This window comes from Streptomyces sp. NPDC001843 (assembly GCF_042891955.1).
GTDB lineage: Bacteria > Actinomycetota > Actinomycetes > Streptomycetales > Streptomycetaceae > Streptomyces.
The window spans coordinates 120432-136370 of the sequence record NZ_JBIATQ010000003.1; the positions used below are offsets into that span (position 1 = coordinate 120432).

Annotated in this window: 14 protein-coding genes and 2 pseudogenes; 4 read left to right on the plus strand and 12 right to left on the minus strand. The window is 72.5% G+C overall.

Going from position 1 to position 15939, the window contains the following annotated elements:
* Window positions 1–126: 126 nt before the first annotated feature.
* Both ACFYZQ_RS08960 and bldG read right to left on the minus strand, forming a co-directional pair.
* Entirely contained in the window at window positions 127–561 is a 435-nt protein-coding gene (locus ACFYZQ_RS08960) for an ATP-binding protein (RefSeq protein ID WP_389143527.1), read from the minus strand.
* A gap of 264 nt (window positions 562–825) precedes the next feature.
* A complete protein-coding gene (gene bldG, locus ACFYZQ_RS08965) occupies window positions 826–1167 on the minus strand; it encodes an anti-sigma factor antagonist BldG (RefSeq protein WP_010986038.1) in 342 nt (113 codons plus the stop codon).
* Window positions 1168–1250: 83 nt separating this feature from the next.
* On the opposite strand from bldG, the gene ACFYZQ_RS08970 reads away from it, so the two are divergent.
* A complete protein-coding gene (locus ACFYZQ_RS08970; protein WP_389143530.1) occupies window positions 1251–3761 on the plus strand; it encodes a DEAD/DEAH box helicase in 2511 nt (836 codons plus the stop codon).
* On the opposite strand, the gene ACFYZQ_RS08975 is transcribed toward ACFYZQ_RS08970, so the two are convergent.
* The 7 genes from ACFYZQ_RS08975 to ssd all read right to left on the minus strand — a co-directional run bounded on the left by ACFYZQ_RS08975 (window position 3670) and on the right by ssd (window position 8798).
* The gene (locus ACFYZQ_RS08975) at window positions 3670–4107 is read right to left on the minus strand and encodes an Rv3654c family TadE-like protein (protein ID WP_389143533.1); all 438 of its coding nucleotides are present in this window, start codon (window positions 4105–4107) and stop codon (window positions 3670–3672) included. The two genes, ACFYZQ_RS08970 and ACFYZQ_RS08975, sit on opposite strands and share 92 nt — an antisense overlap.
* Window positions 4104–4550: a TadE family type IV pilus minor pilin gene (locus ACFYZQ_RS08980; RefSeq protein WP_389143535.1), complete on the minus strand. Its 447-nt coding sequence runs from the start codon at window positions 4548–4550 to the stop codon at window positions 4104–4106. The genes ACFYZQ_RS08975 and ACFYZQ_RS08980 overlap by 4 nt, the downstream gene beginning before the upstream one ends.
* The gene (locus tag ACFYZQ_RS08985) at window positions 4537–4737 is read right to left on the minus strand and encodes a DUF4244 domain-containing protein (protein WP_389143538.1); all 201 of its coding nucleotides are present in this window, start codon (window positions 4735–4737) and stop codon (window positions 4537–4539) included. Before ACFYZQ_RS08985 ends, ACFYZQ_RS08980 begins: the two co-directional genes overlap by 14 nt.
* Window positions 4738–4833: 96 nt before the next feature.
* On the minus strand, window positions 4834–5625 hold the full coding sequence (locus tag ACFYZQ_RS08990) for a type II secretion system F family protein (protein ID WP_389143541.1): 792 nt from the start codon (window positions 5623–5625) through the stop codon (window positions 4834–4836).
* Window positions 5622–6497, minus strand: coding sequence for a type II secretion system F family protein (locus tag ACFYZQ_RS08995; protein WP_389143544.1), 876 nt, complete (start codon window positions 6495–6497; stop codon window positions 5622–5624). Before ACFYZQ_RS08995 ends, ACFYZQ_RS08990 begins: the two co-directional genes overlap by 4 nt.
* On the minus strand, window positions 6490–7707 hold the full coding sequence (locus ACFYZQ_RS09000; RefSeq protein ID WP_389143547.1) for a TadA family conjugal transfer-associated ATPase: 1218 nt from the start codon (window positions 7705–7707) through the stop codon (window positions 6490–6492). Before ACFYZQ_RS09000 ends, ACFYZQ_RS08995 begins: the two co-directional genes overlap by 8 nt.
* A complete protein-coding gene (gene ssd / locus ACFYZQ_RS09005) occupies window positions 7704–8798 on the minus strand; it encodes a septum site-determining protein Ssd (protein WP_389143550.1) in 1095 nt (364 codons plus the stop codon). The genes ACFYZQ_RS09000 and ssd overlap by 4 nt, the downstream gene beginning before the upstream one ends.
* A 584-nt stretch (window positions 8799–9382) precedes the next feature.
* Here ssd and ACFYZQ_RS09010 point away from each other — a divergent pair.
* A complete protein-coding gene (locus tag ACFYZQ_RS09010; protein WP_389143553.1) occupies window positions 9383–10216 on the plus strand; it encodes an HAD family hydrolase in 834 nt (277 codons plus the stop codon).
* 367 nt (window positions 10217–10583) lie between these two features.
* Here the strand turns inward: ACFYZQ_RS09010 and ACFYZQ_RS09015 are convergent, their stop codons facing one another.
* Window positions 10584–11408 carry an oxidoreductase gene (locus ACFYZQ_RS09015; protein ID WP_389143555.1) on the minus strand — a complete coding sequence of 275 codons (825 nt, stop codon included), beginning with the start codon at window positions 11406–11408 and terminating at the stop codon, window positions 10584–10586.
* Window positions 11409–11508: 100 nt separating this feature from the next.
* Here ACFYZQ_RS09015 and ACFYZQ_RS09020 point away from each other — a divergent pair, with 100 nt between their 5' ends.
* A complete protein-coding gene (locus tag ACFYZQ_RS09020) occupies window positions 11509–12489 on the plus strand; it encodes an ATP-binding protein (protein WP_389143557.1) in 981 nt (326 codons plus the stop codon).
* A 17-nt stretch (window positions 12490–12506) separates the two neighbouring features.
* On the opposite strand, the gene ACFYZQ_RS09025 is transcribed toward ACFYZQ_RS09020, so the two are convergent.
* Window positions 12507–13772, minus strand: a complete 1266-nt coding sequence (locus ACFYZQ_RS09025) for a hypothetical protein (protein WP_389143559.1) — start codon at window positions 13770–13772, stop codon at window positions 12507–12509.
* A 257-nt stretch (window positions 13773–14029) separates the two neighbouring features.
* Here ACFYZQ_RS09025 and ACFYZQ_RS09030 point away from each other — a divergent pair.
* Window positions 14030–15550: pseudogene (locus ACFYZQ_RS09030) on the plus strand (SulP family inorganic anion transporter); the annotation flags it as partial.
* Window positions 15551–15709: 159 nt separating this feature from the next.
* On the opposite strand, the pseudogene ACFYZQ_RS09035 reads toward ACFYZQ_RS09030, so the two are convergent.
* Window positions 15710–15877, minus strand: a pseudogene (locus ACFYZQ_RS09035) (RNA polymerase subunit sigma); the annotation flags it as partial.
* Window positions 15878–15939 lie beyond the last annotated feature (62 nt).

Genomic DNA, 15939 nt, shown 5'->3' on the forward strand with positions numbered 1-15939 from the left:
CGTGAACGAATTCACGAAAACCAGTCTATGCCCGGTCACCGGCCCCCCGACATGCAGAAGGGCCCCACTGGGTGGGGCCCTTCTGGTGAAGCGTTCGGGTGAAGCGTTCCGGGTGAAGCGGGTGGTTCAGGCGATCGCGGCGGCCGGCGGCGTGGTCGGCCAGGTCATACGGATCAGCCCGCCGCGCTCGCCCGTGCTGACCTCCACGTCGTCGACGAGGCCGCTGATGACCGCGAGGCCCATCTCGTCCTCCTCGGCCTCCACGTCCGCGTCAGGGGCGGCGCCGTCGGCCGGACCGCCCGCGTGCGCCTGCGGTACCTCGTCGCCGACCTCGATGGAGAACTGTTTCTCCTCTTCGATCAGCGCCACCTTCACCGGCGCCGTGATGCCGACGCTCTGGTGCAGTCCGACGGCACGGGAGCAGGCCTCGCCGACGGCGAGCCGGACCTCGTCGAGTACGGCCTCGTCCACTCCGGCCCTGCGCGCCACCGCTGCCGCCACCAGTCGGGCGGTTCTGACGTGCTCGGGCAGCGCGCTGAAACGGAGTTCGACGGTGGCCATGCATCCCCCTCGGAACTACGGGCTGCGGTCGGGGGCCGGGACGCCGAGAGCCCTGGCCCCCTGATGAACTTCTTCCGCCCGGGCGTTTCGCACCCGGGAGACGGGCCGACCGGACGACCGGATCGCCGGCCGACGACCTGGCGCCCCGACTGCCCGGCCCGGCCGATGGCCGCCTTCGCCCGTCCTCCGGACCGCCTAGCGGGTCCGCAGTGCGTCGACGGCCCCGGGGCCGGCCGATGACCGAAGTCGGTCGGGCGCCCCGAGTCAGTCGGTGGCCGCCACCGCTTCCTCGACCGAGGTGTGAATCGGGAACACCTTGGTGAGACCGGTGATGCGGAAGATCTTCAGAATGCGCTCCTGGTTGCAGACCAGGCGCAGCGAGCCCTCATGGGCACGCACCCGCTTCAGGCCGCCGACCAGCACGCCGAGACCGGTGGAGTCGAGGAAGTCCACGCCCTCCATGTCGACGACGAGGTGGAAATTCCCGTCGTTCACCAGCTCGACCAGCTGCTCGCGCAGCTTGGGCGCGGTATATACGTCGATTTCGCCACCGACCTCGACGACCGTACGATCGCCGACGGTACGGGTCGACAGGGACAGGTCCACGGATCCTCCAGCACCTTGCTATCGAGCGTTCGTCCCTCGGGACACCTTCGGCTTGCGGCCCCCGGGACGTATCGCCAGCCGCGATGGCATTCAATCACTTACCGGCAGGCGTGCACGACGCCTTGGCTCCATTGTCCGTCACGCCGGTGACACACTCGGTGCCGATGGCCAAGAATCACCGAACCGATCGACCTCCGACGGAGCCCGCGCCCCGGTTCTCCCCGGGCACGGTCCTGGACCGGCTCGCCTCGGGGCCGAGCCGGGCCTCGCGCATCACTCATACGGAGCACTTGCCCCCACGTGCGGGTCGCCATGCCGTTTGGCCTGATCGAATTCGCCCGGAAGTGATCGCGGCCGTGCAGGCGTGCGGGATCGAGCACCCCTGGGCCCACCAGGCGCTCGCCGCCGAGCACGCCCTGGACGGCGACTCGGTGGTCGTCGCCACGGGCACGGCGTCCGGCAAGTCCCTGGCGTACCTCGTCCCGGTCCTGTCCACGCTGCTGGAGGGGTCGCTGGCGGCCAACGGGCGCGGCGCCACCGCCCTGTATCTGGCCCCCACCAAGGCTCTCGCGGCCGACCAGTGCCGTGCGGTGAAGGAACTCGCACAACCACTGGGAACAGCGGTTCGACCGGCCGTGTACGACGGCGACACCCCGTTCGAGGAACGCGAGTGGATCCGCCAGTACGCCAACTACGTCCTGACCAACCCGGACATGCTGCACCGCGGCATCCTGCCCTCCCACCCCCGCTGGGCGTCCTTCCTGAAGGCGCTCAGATACGTGGTCATCGACGAGTGCCACACCTATCGGGGCGTGTTCGGCTCCCACGTCGCCCAGGTCCTGCGCCGGCTGCGGCGGCTGTGCGCGCGCTACGGCTCCTCGCCCGTGTTCCTGCTGGCCTCCGCGACCGCCGCCGAGCCCTCCGTGGCCGCCGGCCGGCTGACCGGCCTGCCGGTGGTCGAGGTCGCCGACGACGCCTCCCCGCGCGGGGAACTCGTCTTCGCCCTCTGGGAGCCGCCGCTGACCGAGCTGCACGGCGAGAAGGGCGCCCCCGTCCGCCGTACCGCCACCGCCGAGACCGCCGACCTGCTCACCGACCTCACCGTGCAGGGCGTCCGCTCGGTCGCCTTCGTACGCTCCCGGCGCGGCGCCGAGCTGATCTCGGTGATCGCGCAGGAACGCCTGGCCGAGGTCGACCGCTCGCTCGCCCGGCGTGTCGCCGCCTACCGGGGCGGCTACCTCCCGGAGGAGCGCCGCGCTCTGGAGCGGGCCCTGCACTCCGGTGAGCTCCTCGGCCTGGCCGCCACCACGGCCCTGGAGCTGGGCGTGGACGTCTCCGGCCTGGACGCCGTGGTGATCGCCGGGTATCCGGGCACGCGCGCCTCCCTGTGGCAGCAGGCGGGGCGGGCGGGCCGCTCCGGCCAGGGCGCGCTGGCGGTGCTGGTCGCCCGGGACGACCCGCTGGACACCTTCCTGGTCCACCATCCCGAGGCTCTGTTCGACCAGCCGGTGGAATCCACCGTCCTCGACCCCGACAACCCCTACGTGCTCGCTCCGCACCTGTGCGCGGCCGCCGCGGAGGTCCCGCTGACCGAGGAGGACCTGGAGCTCTTCGGGCACGCCTCGGCGGAGCTGCTGCCGCAGCTGGAGGCCGCGAAGCTGCTGCGCCGCCGTACGAAGGCCTGGCACTGGACCCGCCGGGAGCGGGCCGCCGACCTGACCGACATCCGCGGCGAGGGCGGCCGGCCGGTACAGGTCGTCGAGGAGGCCACCGGACGCCTCCTCGGCACGGTGGACGCCTCGGCCGCGCACTCGACGGTGCACGAGGGCGCCGTCCATCTGCACCAGGGCCGTACGTATCTGGTGCGCTCCTTCGACCTGGAGGACTCGGTCGCCCTGGTCGAACAGGCGGACCCGCCGTACTCGACGGTCGCCCGCGACACGACGGCGATCTCCGTCCTGGAGACGGACATCGAGGTCCCCTGGGGCGCGGGACGGCTGTGCTACGGCTCGGTGGAGGTCACCAACCAAGTGGTCTCCTATCTGCGCCGGCGTGTCATCACCGGGGAAGTGCTGGGCGAGACGAAGCTCGACCTCCCTCCTCGTACGCTGCGCACCCGCGCGGTGTGGTGGACGGTCACCGAGGACCAACTGGACGAGGCCCGGATCAACCCGGAGATCCTCGGCGGCGCCCTGCACGCCGCCGAACACGCGTCGATCGGCATGCTGCCGCTCTTCGCGACCTGCGACCGCTGGGACATCGGCGGCGTGTCGATCCCGCTGCACCCCGACACGCTCCTGCCCACGGTCTTCGTGTACGACGGTCACCCCGGCGGCGCGGGCTTCGCCGAGCGCGCCTTCCACACCGCCCGCGAGTGGCTGACCGCCACCCGCCAGGCCATCGCCTCCTGCGAGTGCGACGCCGGCTGCCCGTCCTGCATCCAGTCCCCCAAGTGCGGCAACGGCAACGATCCGCTGCACAAGCGGGGTGCGGTGCGGCTGCTCACGGTGCTGCTGCGGGGTGCACCTGAGGAGAAACCGGTGACGGAGCGGGCCGGGGAGCGGCCGGCCCCGCAGGGCCCGCCCGTGATCTGACCCGCGCCGTGAACGGACCCCGGCCGGACGCCGCCGTCACGTCCGAGGTCTCGCCCACGATCGCGCACCGCACCAGCCGAGCCCCCTGGGCCCGCGCCACCCGGTCGGCCCGGGCGCACGCGGTCGCCGTGCCGTCGGCCCAGTGGTCCGCCGCCGCGAGCGCCGCGAGGTCGGCACCGCCGGCCGCGCGGTGCCGGGCGACGACGGCCTGCCCGAGGGCGAGGGCGGCGCCGAAGACCACGCACAGCACGGCGACGGCGGCGACGCTCCAGACGGTGGCGGATCCGCGGTCGGAGCCGCGGCCCGAGAAACGGCCCGAGAAACGGTCCGAGAAACGGCTTCTCATGGTCGTGCCCCCGCAGCCGCGGGCGGAGCCGTCGCTCCGGCGCCGACCGTCTCCTCCGCCGCGGCCACGGCCTCCTCCCGCACCTCGAAGGGCAGGCCCGTCAGCACCGGCGGCTTCGCCACGACCGTCACGCGCACCTGGTCTCCCTCACGAGCGACGGTCACCTTCGCACCGTCCGGCGCCGCCTCACGGGTCACCGCCATCACCGCGTCGGGGGCGTCCTGGCGGGCCGCCGCCCGGGCGCCGGTACGCGCGGCGTCCACGCACTGCAACTGCGCGGCGACCATGAACAGGCCCCAGATCAGGGCCATGGTGAACGCCACCAGCACCGGCAGCACCACAGCCGCCTCCGCGGTCACGAACCCACGGTCCGTCAGCCGCCCCCGTCGGCGTCCCCATGCGCGTTCGCCGCCGCGGCCGCGTCGGCGCTCACATCCGCGCACTGAGGGCCCGTTTCACGATGGCCTGCAGTTCCGCCCGGACCTGTCCGCTCGTCACGACCTCGTAGAGCAGCAGGGCGAATCCCACGGCCGCGACGATGCCCATGGCGTACTCCGAGGTGACCATGCCGCCGTCCCGCCGCCACCTCGCCCGCAGCTGTCGCCCTGAGGCCTTCGTCTTCCTGCTCATGCCGAACCCCTGGAGCTTCTTCACATCCACCACTTCTGAACCCTTTCTGATCTGTTTTGTGATCACTTCACCGGTTTGATCCGCTCGCCGTCTCCGTCAACCGCCACCCCCTCGCACCACTCCACTCGCCAACCCGATGACCACGGGCAGCACGCCGATCGCGATGAAGGCGGGCAGGAAGCACAGCCCCACCGGTGCGCTGACCAGAACGGCCGCCCGCCTGGCCCGTGCTGTCGCGGCCCGGCACCGGTCCGCACGCGCGTCCGCCGCGAGCCGCGCGACCGGAGTGGCCGCCGGGAGCCCCGACTCGCCGGCACGCTCCAGCAGCCGAGCCAGGGCCCCGGCGCCCGGCATCGCCGCCAACCGGCGCCAACCGTCCGCCGGTTCGCCGCCCAGCCGCACCTCCGCGGCGCCCTGCGCCAGTGCCTCCCCGACAGGCCCCCCGAGGGCCTCGCCGACGGCGCGGGCGGCGACCACCGGGTCCGCACCGGCCGCGATGCAGGCGGCCAGCAGCTCGGCGGCCAACGGGAGTTGCCGGGCGGCCACCGCGGCAGCGGAATCCGCCGCCCGCCCCGGGCCGTCCTCCTGCCGACGCCGCCACCGCCACAGCGCCACGGCCGTCCCCAGGCCCACCACGGCGCCGGCGACTCCCCCCACCAGTCCCCACCCGGCGGCCACCACCGCGACGACGGGCGACCACCGCCGCACGGCACCCAGCACCTCGACGGACGGTTGGGGAGCCGTGGCGGGGCCGGAGGGCAGCAGTCCGGCCAGCCGGTGCCGCGCCCAGCGCCTGCGGCGGGCCACGCCGATCCGCCGCACAAGCCACCCGAGGGCCAGGGCCAACGCGACGGCCATCCCCAGCCTGTGGACGAATCCGGCGCTCATGCCGCCTCCGCCGCGCGCACGATCCGCGCCGACCACCACAGCCCGGCGGTCTCCAGCAGTCCGCCGACCAGCAGGCAGCCCAGCCCCGCCCCGCTGTGCAGCAGCACGTGCAACGGGTCGGCGCCCATGGCCGTGCCCAGCAGGAGCCCCAGGGCGGGCAGGGCGGCAAGCATCACCGCCGTGGCCCGTGCGCCTGCCAACTGGGCACGCATGTCCGCGTGCTGGTCCCGTTCGGCACGCAGGGCGGCGCCCAGCCGGTCGAGGCCCGTTGCCAGCCCGGCGCCCTGGTCCACGGCCACCCGCCAGCAGGCCGCGAGCCCCAACAGCCCCTCGGCCCCCGGCTGCCGGGCCGCCCCCGCGAGCGCGCCCGGCACGTCTCCGCCGAACCTCGCCGCGGCGAGCACGGTCGCCTGCGCCTCGCCGAGCCCGCCGGAGTCCCGCGCGGCCCACAACAGCGCCTCACCAGGCTGCCGTCCGGCACGCACCTCCCCCGCCAGCGCCCCGCACAAGGCGATCACCGCGTCCCCGCGCCGTTCCCGCGCCCGCCGCGCCTCCCGCGCCAGCCGCAGCCGCCGCAGCACCGGCACCCCGGCCGCCCCCGCGACGACCGGAACGACCGAAGCGCCCAGCAGCGCCAGCACCAGTCCGGCGGCCAACGACCACCACTCGCCCCGCAACCGGCAGCCCAGTCGCCGCAGTTCACCGACGATCCGTCGGCCCGCGGGCGGTCCGGTCCCCGCCGTCCCGCCGCCCGCGAGCAGCAGCCGCGCCCGCCGGGCCCCGCAGCGCGGTCCGCCCGTCAGCCAAGCCGCCGCGGCGACACAGACCAGAGCGGCGCCCATGGCCGGATCGCCCGCCGAGATCTCACCCATCCGACTCGCCTCCCTTGTGGCCCGGTCCGCCGTCGAACTCGTCGCGCAACAGCCCGCGCAGCCGCTCCCACCCGCGGTCCCGCGCGAAGGCTTCCGGGCCCCAGCGCAGCGCCGGGACCGTTCGCACCAGAGCCGAGGAATCCCGCTCCAGCACGTGCACCTCGGAGATGCGGCGCCGCCCTGCCCGGTCGCGCACCAGGTGCAGGACCACCGACAGCGCGGCCGCCAACTGGCTGTGCAGCGCGGCCCGGTCGAGCCCGGCGGCCGTGCCCAGCGCCTCCAGGCGGGCCGGCACGTCCGCCGCGGCGTTGGCGTGCACCGTGCAGGAGCCGCCTTCATGGCCCGTGTTGAGCGCGGCCAGCAGATGCACCACCTCGGGGCCGCGCACCTCGCCGACGACCAGCCGGTCGGGGCGCATCCGCAGCGCCTGCCGCACCAGGTCCTCGAGGGTGACCAGGCCCGCACCCTCCTGGTTGGCGGGTCGGGTCTCCAGCCGTACGACGTGCGGGTGGTCGGGGCGCAGTTCCGCGGAGTCCTCGGCGAGCACGATCCGCTCGTCCGGTCCGGCCAGTCCGAGCAGCGCGCTCAGCAGCGTCGTCTTGCCGCTGCCCGTGCCACCGCTGACGAGGAAGGACAGCCGCGCCCGCACCAGCGCCCGCAGGATCAGGTCACCCCCCGGCGGCACCGTGCCCGCGGCGACCAGTTCGTCGAGCGTGAACGCCCGGGGGCGTACCACCCGCAGGGACAGGCAGGTGCAGCCGACGGCCACCGGGGGCAGCACCGCGTGCAGACGGGTCCCGTCGGGCAGCCGTGCGTCGGCCCAGGGCCGGGCGTCGTCGAGGCGTCGTCCGGCCACCGCGGCCAGGCGCTGCGCGAGTCGTCGTACGGCAGCAGCGTCGGGGAAGGTCACCCCGGTCAGCTCCAGTCCGCCACCCCGGTCCACCCACACCTGGTCCGGGGCCGACACCAGGACGTCGGTGACGCACGGGTCGGCGAGGAGCGGCTCCAGCGGGCCGCTGCCCACCAGCTCGGACCGCAGCCGCTCGGCGGCTCCCAGGACCTCGGCGTCGCCGAGCACCCGTCCCTGTTCGCGCAGCGCCTGTGCCACGCGCGCGGGTGTCGGCTCGGCTCCGCTCTCGGCCAGCCATCGCCGTACGCCGTCGAGCAGCGCCGGGGAGTCCGCGCGCCCGAGTCGGGGAAACGCGCTCATACGCCACCCGCCTCCACCAGGGCCCGCTCCCAGAACTGGGTGCAGAAGCGCGCCAGCGGACCACGGCCGGCCGCTCCGGGTGGTCTGCCGCCGCCGTGGGGGCGCAGCAGTCCCGGTTCGACGGGCACCTCGCCGACCAGGGGCAGGCCGAGCAGCCGGGCCACCTCGCGATCGTCCAAGCCGGGTGCGTACGGCCCGCGTACCGCCACTCTGAGGTCGCGCAGCACCATGCCCACGGCGGATGCCACCCGGCCGGCCGCCGCGACGGCGCGCAGCTCGGCGGGGACGACGAGGAGCGCGAGGTCGAGCTGGGCGAGTGTCTCGGCCACCCCGTCGTCGATGCGGCGCGGCAGGTCGACGACGACGGTGCCCCCGCGGCGCCGGGCGGCGGCGAGCACCGCCCGTACGGCCTGGGGCGGGACGGCGACGCAGTCGCCGCGGTCCCAGCTGAGCACGCGCAGGGAGTGCAGCCGGGGCAGCGACTCCTCCAGGGCGCCGCCGCCGACCCGGCCGCGTGAGGCGGCGAACGCGGGCCAGCGCAGCCCGTCGGCGCTCTCGCCGCCGAGGAGTACGTCGAGTCCGCCGCCGAGCGGATCGGCGTCGACGAGCAGGGTGCGCAGTCCCTCACGCGCGGAGGTGACGGCCAGCGCGCAGGCAAGCGTGGACGCGCCGGCCCCGCCTCGGCCGCCGATGACGCCGACGGTGAGCGCCGGACGGCCCACGCCCTCGGCGACGTCGGCGATGCGGTCGACCAGCCACTGCTCCCCCTCGGGGAGGATCAGGACGTTGTCGGCGCCGATCTGGACGGCCCGTTTCCAGACGCCGGCGTCGTCCTGGTCGCGGCCGACGAGCACCACTCCCTGTCTGCGCGTGGCCCTGCGGACGCGGCGCGCGGCGTCGTCCCCGACCAGGACGAGGGGGGCCGACTCCCAGCCGCCGCCGCATTCCGGTACGCGGGGGTGGACCTCGGGCTTGGCGCCTGCCGCCGCGCACAGTCGCAGCAGGTCGTCGAGGAGTAGGGCGTCCTCCGTGACGATCAGCGGCCGTCCTGCGGTCGCGGGTGGTGGATCGTGGGTGACGGTTTTGGCCATGTCGTGTTCCCCCTTCGCCGCGTCGTGCGCGCAGTCCCCTGCGGCCACGCGAATCCCGAACGTGTGAAGAACCGGCAAGCGGCCTCCATATGAGCGGCCGATAGGAACCGGCCATTGACGCTCCGGCAAACAGAACCGGCCATGAACTCGCCCGGTGGGAGCGCGCTGGAAACACGGTGCAGCGATCCCGGAAATCGTGTGGATCTTGGTGGAAAACTGTGGACAACTCAGTGGTTGTGAATATCGTCATCACCCATACCGGTGACCCCTGAGCCGCTCCCCGTCCGGCTTCCGGAGCGCCGCCCGACGACTACTGCGAGTGACGAACCGCAGGCATGCCGAAACGGCGGCCACCGTCGCCCACTCAAGGGCCCGGCAACCGCCTGCATGAAGGAAAAACCCACCCGGACATGCGACGACCCCCGCCGGGGGGGAGAGCGGGGGTCGTCCCCACGGCCGACTCGGGGGGGGAGGAGTCGGACCGGGTTAGCACGGTCGCGAACGATCCGTGACTTCCATGGTGTACCCGAGAGCCCTCTCAGGCAAACCCACGCGCCCCACCTTACGCCGAATGGTGGGCGCCTATGCTCAGGGGCGTGGAAAACCACTCCTTGCCCCGCACAGCGGCCTTCTTTGACCTGGACAAGACGGTCATTGCGAAGTCGAGCACGCTCACCTTCAGCAAGTCGTTCTACCAAGGCGGGCTGATCAACCGCAGGGCCGCCTTGCGTACCGCATATGCCCAGTTCGTCTTCCTGGTCGGAGGTCTCGACCACGATCAGATGGAGCGCATGCGCGAGTATCTGTCGGCGCTGTGCCGCGGGTGGAACGTGCAGCAGGTGAAGGAGATCGTCGCCGAGACGCTGCACGACCTGATCGACCCGATCATCTACGACGAGGCCGCCTCCCTCATCGAACAGCACCACACGGCCGGCCGTGACGTGGTGATCGTCTCCACGTCGGGCGCCGAGGTGGTCGAGCCGATCGGTGAGCTCCTCGGGGCGGACCGGGTGGTGGCCACCCGCATGATCGTGGGCGACGACGGCTGTTTCACCGGCGAGGTGGAGTACTACGCCTACGGCCCCACGAAGGCCGAGGCGATCAGGGAGCTGGCCGAGTCGGAGGGGTACGACCTCGCCCGCTGCTACGCCTACAGCGACTCGGCGACCGACCTGCCGATGCTCGAGACGGTCGGGTATCCGCACGCCGTGAACCCGGACCGGTCCCTGCGCCGCGAGGCACTGGCCCGCGGCTGGCCGATCCTGGACTTCCACCGCCCGGTGCGCCTCAAGAAGCGGCTGCCCACCCTCTCCGTACCGCCCCGGCCGACCCTGGTCGCGGCGGCGGCGATAGGAGCGGCGGCCGCCACCGCGGGACTCGTCTGGTACGCCAGCCGGCGGCGCAGCTCGGTGGCCTGAACTGTTTGTGACCGTTTTGGGGCTAAAAGTAAAGAACCGTGGGTAGGGGTTCCGCTTGCTCGGGGCCTGCAGTACAAAGGACTTAACGGCCCGCGAGACCGAAGGACATCCGAGAGGATCACCTTTAAAACGCATTTGGCCCCACGGACCGAGCATGAGAACCGGGCACCCACGCGACGTCGACCCGTCGATTACGGGCCAGCCGCACCAGGTGACGGGCAAAGATCCCGACCTGATGGGCGACATATCGAGGACGCTTGGTAACTCGGTGATCATGCCAGCGGCGGTACGAACTCTCGTACCGCCGCAACCCTGTTCAGGCCCAACCCTGTTCAGGCCCACTCCGCAAGGGGCCCGCCTTCGCCCGTCAGGCCGCCCCGCGCTGCAGCGCCTCGCACACCGCCGTCGACTCGCGCACGCCCAGTTCGACCGCCCTACCGCAGTGGGCGATCCAGGCCGCCATACCCTCCGGCGTCCCCGAGACGTAGCCGTCCAGGGCCGCCAGGTACGCGGCACGGCCGAGCTCCGCGTGGCCCACCTCGGCCGGACAGACCGCCTTCGGGTCCAGGCCGCTGCCGATCAGGACGATCCGCTCGGCCGCGCGCGCGACCAGCCCGTTATGGGACACGAAGGGTCGCAGCGCGAGCAGCTCGCCGTGCACCACCGCGGCCGTCACCAGCGCGGGCGCCGAACTGCCCGCGATGACCAGCTGCGCGAGACCCTCCAGCCGGCCGGACACCTCGGCCGCGTCCGGCGGCGTCAGCTCGATCAGCGGCTCGTCGACCGGCTCCCCCGCCTGGCGCGGCCGCCCGACCTCGTCGTCCCTGCCCGCCGCGGCGACCAGGTGCAGCCGGGCCAGGACCCGCAGGGGTGACTGCCGCCAGATGGACAGCAACTGGCCGGCCTCAGCGGTCAGCCGCAGGGCCGCGCCCACCACGCGCGCCTCGTCGTCGCCGCTGAAGTCGGTGCGCCGGCGCACCTCCTCCAGGGCCCAGTCGGCGCCGGACAGCGCCGCGGAGCCCCGGGCGCCGCGCAGCGCCGCTTCAGAGGTGACCTCATTGCTCCGGCGCCGCATGACGCGGTGCCCGTAGACCCGGTCCACGGCCTTGCGCACGGACTCCACGGACTCGGCCACACCGGGCAGCGAGCCCAGGGCCGCGAGCGGATCGGCGGAGGCGCCTGTCGTACTCATGAGTACGACCCTACGCACCCCGGCGTTCCACCCCACGAAGGAGTGGTCTTCTTCACTCTCGCCACCACTCTCGGCCATCGACTGACTACTCTTGGTGAACATGAAAATTGCTTTCGTCGGGAAGGGCGGCAGCGGCAAGACCACGCTGTCCTCCCTCTTCATCCGCCACCTGGTGGCGGCCGGAGCGCCGGTGGTCGCCATCGACGCCGACATCAACCAGCACCTCGGCGCCGCGCTCGGCCTCGACGACACGGAGACGGCGGCGCTGCCCGCGATGGGCGAGCGGCTGTCACTGATCAAGGAGTATCTGCGCGGCAGCAACCCGCGCATCACCTCCGCCGCGACGATGATCAAGACGACCCCGCCCGGCGAGGGCTCGCGGCTGCTGCGGGTACGGGAGCCCAACCCGGTGTACGACGCCTGCGCACGGCCGGTGGAACTCGACGGCGGCGCCGTCCGTCTGATGGTCACGGGCTCCTTCACGGACGCCGACCTGGGGGTCTCCTGCTACCACTCCAAGACGGGAGCGGTGGAGCTGTTCCTGAACCACCTGGTCGACGGGCGGGACGAGTACGTCGTGGTCGACATGACGGCGGGCTCGGACTCCTTCGCCTCCGGCATGTTCACTCGCTTCGACATCACGTTCCTCGTCGCCGAGCCGACCCGGAAGGGGGTCTCCGTCTACCGCCAGTACAAGGAGTACGCCCGCGACTTCGGCGTCAACCTGAAGGTCGTCGGCAACAAGGTGCAGGGCCAGGACGACGTCGACTTCCTGCGCTCGGAGGTCGGGGACGACCTGCTGGTGACCGTCGGGCACTCGGAGTGGGTACGCGCGATGGAGAAGGGCAGGCCGCCCCGGTTCGACCTCCTGGAGGACACCAACGGCCACGCCCTGCGCACCCTTCGGGTCACCGCCGACGCGACGTACGAACTGCGGGACTGGGAGCGCTACACCCGCCAGATGGTGCACTTCCACCTGAGGAACGCGCAGTCGTGGGGCAACGAGCGCACCGGGGCCGACCTGGCGGCGCAGATCGACCCCGCCTTCGTGCTCAGCGAGGCGGTCGCCGCCCCCGCCTGACGGCCACCGCCCCTCGCCTACTGCCGGACCGCGGGCGCCCCCGGCACCCCCTTCGGGGCCGGAGCGGTGCGGCCCGACAGGAAGGACGCCCAGCCCTGCCGGGGGGCCTCACCCACGTTCAGGGTGCGCAGCCTGGCCAGCACCTGCGGGTCCTGGGCGTCCAGCCAGTCGGCGAGCTGCCGGAAGGAGACGCAGCGCACCTCCGGCTTGTTGCACACCTGCTCGACGACGTCGTCGATCGCGCGCATGTAGGTGCCGCCGTTCCAGGACTCGAAGTGGTTGCCGATGACCAGGGGCGCGCGGTTGCCGTCGTAGGCGCGGTAGAAGCCCTTCAGCAGGCCGTCCCGCATCTGGTCACCCCAGTAGTCGTACTTGTCGGGGTCTCCCTGGGTCGAGGTTCCCGATTGGTTGACCATGAAGTTGTAGTCCATGGTCAACTGCTCGTAGGAGTGCCCGGGGAAGGGCACGAGCTGCATCGACAGGTCCCACAGGCCGTCCTTCTTCTTCGGCCAGACCTGGTCGTCGACCCCGCTGGTGTCATAGCGGAAGCCCAGGTCGCGGGCCGCTCGCATGAAGTTCTTCTGGCCTTCCAGGCAGGGGGTGCGGGCGCCGACGAGCTCCTTGTCGTAGTCGAACGGCAGCGGTGGCGCGTCCTTCATGCCGGTGTTGGTCTTCCAGGTCTTCACGAACTCCTTGGCCTGGGCGATCTCGCTCTTCCACTCATCCACCGACCACGTGCCCACCCCGCCGTCGTTGCCGCAGAAGTGGCCGTTGAAGTGGGTGCCGATCTCGTTGCCCTCGAGCCAGGCGAGGCGCAGTTGCCTGACGGTGTCGGCGATGCCCTGCTCGTCGTTGAAGCCGATCTCGGAGCTGCCCGGCGCGTGCTGCGGTGGCTTGTAGAGGTCGCGTTTCTCCTTGGGGAGCAGGTACACACCGCTGAGGAAGTAGGTCATGGTCGCGTTGTTGGCCTTGGCGACCTTGCGGAAGTGGGAGAACAGCTTCTGGCTGTCCTCGCCCGCCCCGTCCCAGGAGAAGACCACGAACTGGGGAGGCTTCTGACCGGGTTCGAGCCGCTCGGGTCCGGGCAGATGCGGCTGCGATCCGGTGTACGCGGTGGAGCCGTCGCCGATCAGCCGGAGCACGCTGCCGGGCGGCGGCGCCCCCTTCTGCGGGCCGGGAGCCCCTTCCTTGGAGCCGCTGGAGCCGCCGGCGCAACCGGCCAGCGACGCGGCGCAGGCCGCGGCGACCATGGCTCCCGCGGCGATCCTCTGGGTGGCGGCCATGTTCCGCCCACCTTCTTCCTTCTCTCAGACAAACGCTGACGAGGGCGTTTTGTGGTTGTCTGCCGTTTTCTGCCGACAGCGCCGCCAAGGTCGCACGGGGGCCGAGAAGGAATTAATACGACAAGCCGATAAACAGCTCGCACCACTCGGGCGAGTGAACTAATGCACCATTTGCGGCAAAAATCCATGCCCGACCTTTACTCTGCATTACGATTCATTTACCGAGCGTTGATCTTTGCGTGGAGGAGACGGGAAACATGTCAGCCTGCGCACCCGCCCAGCCCCAGCCCCCGGCGCCGACCGAGCGCCCCCACCAACCGCACAGCCCGCCCCGCCGCTTCCGCGTCGCCGGCGCCGATCTGTCCGCGTCGATCGCCGTCTTCCTGATCGCTCTGCCCCTGTCCCTCGGCATCGCTCTCGCCACGGGCGCCCCGCTCCAGGCCGGGCTGGTGGCAGCCGCCGTCGGGGGGATCGTCGCCGGCCGGCTGGGCGGTTGTCCGCTGCAGGTCAGCGGTCCGGCAGCCGGACTGACCGTCGTCACCGCCGACTTGATCGACCGCTACGGATGGCGGACGACCTGCGCCATCACCGTCCTCGCCGGCCTGGCCCAACTCGGTCTGGGCTGCCTGCGCGTGGCACGCTCCGCGCTCGCCGTGAGCCCGGCCGTGGTGCACGGCATGCTCGCCGGCATCGGTGTGACCATCGCCGTCGCCCAGCTGCACATCGTGCTCGGCGGCAGCCCGCACAGCTCCGTCCTCGACAACCTCCGCGGCCTGCCGTACCAGTTGGCCCACCTGCATCCCGCGGCCGTGACGACGAGCGCGCTGACGCTGACCCTGCTGCTCGCCTGGCCGCGGCTGCCCGGTCGCCCCGGCCGGCTGCTGCGCAGGATCCCGGCCGCGCTCGTCGCGGTCGCCGGGGCCACCGCGACCGCCTGGCTCACCGGGCTGACGCTGCCCAGGGTCGACCTCCCGTCCTGGCGCAGCCATGCCCTGGCCGGGCTGCCCGAGGGGCCCGTGCCCGGCCTCGTCACCGCCGTGCTGACCACCACGCTGGTGTGCAGCGTGCAGTCGCTGCTCGGGGCGGTCGCCGTGGACAAGCTGGTCGCCGGGCGCCCCGCTCCGCAGGCCCGCGTCGGCCGCTCGGACCTGGACCGGGAACTGCTCGGCCAGGGCGCCGCCAACATCGTGTCCGGGGCGCTGGGCGGACTGCCGGTCGCGGGGGTGGCCGTGCGGAGTTCGGCGAATGTGCGGGGCGGTGCCGTCAGCCGGAACTCCACGATGCTGCACGGCGTTCTCGTAATGGTCGCCGCGCTGCTGATGGTCCCGTTCCTGGAGCTCATCCCGCTCGCATCGCTCGCCGCCCTGGTGATGGCCGTCGGCATCCAGATGGTGTCCCTGCACCACATCCGCACGGTGACCCGCCACCGCGAGGTGCTGGTGTACGCCGCCACCACCCTGGGCGTGGTGTTCCTCGGTGTACTGCAGGGCGTGCTGTCCGGGGTCGCCGTGGCCGTCGCCGTCACCCTGAACCGCCTCGCCCGCACCCGCGTCACACACGAAGAGAACGGAGGAGTCCACTACGTCCGTGTGAGAGGCCAGTTGACGTTCCTCGCGGTGCCGCGGCTCAGCCGCGTCCTGCATCACGTGCCCCAAGGTTCCCACGCGGTCGTGGAGTTGCACGGCTCGTTCATGGACCACGCGGCGTACGAGTCACTGCAGGACTGGCAGCTCGCGCACACCGCGCAGGGCGGATCCGCCGAACTGACCGGCCGCCGGGGGGACGCCCCGGCCACCGGCACCCTTCTTGAGCAGTGAGCCCCGGCTCCCTCTCCGGGTGACCGGCCCCTCACCACCCCCGCCGGCACCGCGCCGGCCGCCCGAGGCGTACCCGGAGCCCGTCCAGCGGACGGACTCCGGCGGGCAGGGTGCGATCTTGTCCTCGACCGTGAGGAGGACCTCGGCCGTCAGGTCGGCCACCGTGTGCACGTCGGCGACACGCCGGGCCGCGAAAGATGTCACCGCGTCCACATGGCGCCGGTAGAAATCTTCGAAGAGCTGAGGGTCGCGGGCCGCAGCAGCCGGCCCGCCCCGGGTCCCTTCCACTCGTCTCCCCCTCCTTGTCGATGGCGCTTCATCTGTGCTTGGGCCGGAGGGTGAAAGGCGTG

What these genes read in the sequence shown, in the direction of transcription:
- ACFYZQ_RS08995 (WP_389143544.1), bottom strand. Translation starts at nt 6,497, where the DNA reads ATGGGTGAGATCTCGGCGGGCGATCCGGCCATGGGCGCCGCTCTGGTC.
- ACFYZQ_RS09000 (WP_389143547.1), bottom strand. Translation starts at nt 7,707, where the DNA reads ATGAGCGCGTTTCCCCGACTCGGGCGCGCGGACTCCCCGGCGCTGCTC.
- ACFYZQ_RS08985 (WP_389143538.1), bottom strand. Translation starts at nt 4,737, where the DNA reads ATGAGCAGGAAGACGAAGGCCTCAGGGCGACAGCTGCGGGCGAGGTGG.
- ACFYZQ_RS08960 (WP_389143527.1), bottom strand. Translation starts at nt 561, where the DNA reads ATGGCCACCGTCGAACTCCGTTTCAGCGCGCTGCCCGAGCACGTCAGA.
- ACFYZQ_RS08975 (WP_389143533.1), bottom strand. Translation starts at nt 4,107, where the DNA reads ATGAGAAGCCGTTTCTCGGACCGTTTCTCGGGCCGTTTCTCGGGCCGC.
- ACFYZQ_RS09025 (WP_389143559.1), bottom strand. Translation starts at nt 13,772, where the DNA reads ATGGCCGCCACCCAGAGGATCGCCGCGGGAGCCATGGTCGCCGCGGCC.
- ACFYZQ_RS09020 (WP_389143557.1), top strand. Translation starts at nt 11,509, where the DNA reads ATGAAAATTGCTTTCGTCGGGAAGGGCGGCAGCGGCAAGACCACGCTG.
- ACFYZQ_RS08990 (WP_389143541.1), bottom strand. Translation starts at nt 5,625, where the DNA reads ATGAGCGCCGGATTCGTCCACAGGCTGGGGATGGCCGTCGCGTTGGCC.
- ACFYZQ_RS09010 (WP_389143553.1), top strand. Translation starts at nt 9,383, where the DNA reads ATGCTCAGGGGCGTGGAAAACCACTCCTTGCCCCGCACAGCGGCCTTC.
- ACFYZQ_RS08970 (WP_389143530.1), top strand. Translation starts at nt 1,251, where the DNA reads ATGGCATTCAATCACTTACCGGCAGGCGTGCACGACGCCTTGGCTCCA.
- ssd (WP_389143550.1), bottom strand. Translation starts at nt 8,798, where the DNA reads ATGGCCAAAACCGTCACCCACGATCCACCACCCGCGACCGCAGGACGG.
- ACFYZQ_RS09015 (WP_389143555.1), bottom strand. Translation starts at nt 11,408, where the DNA reads ATGAGTACGACAGGCGCCTCCGCCGATCCGCTCGCGGCCCTGGGCTCG.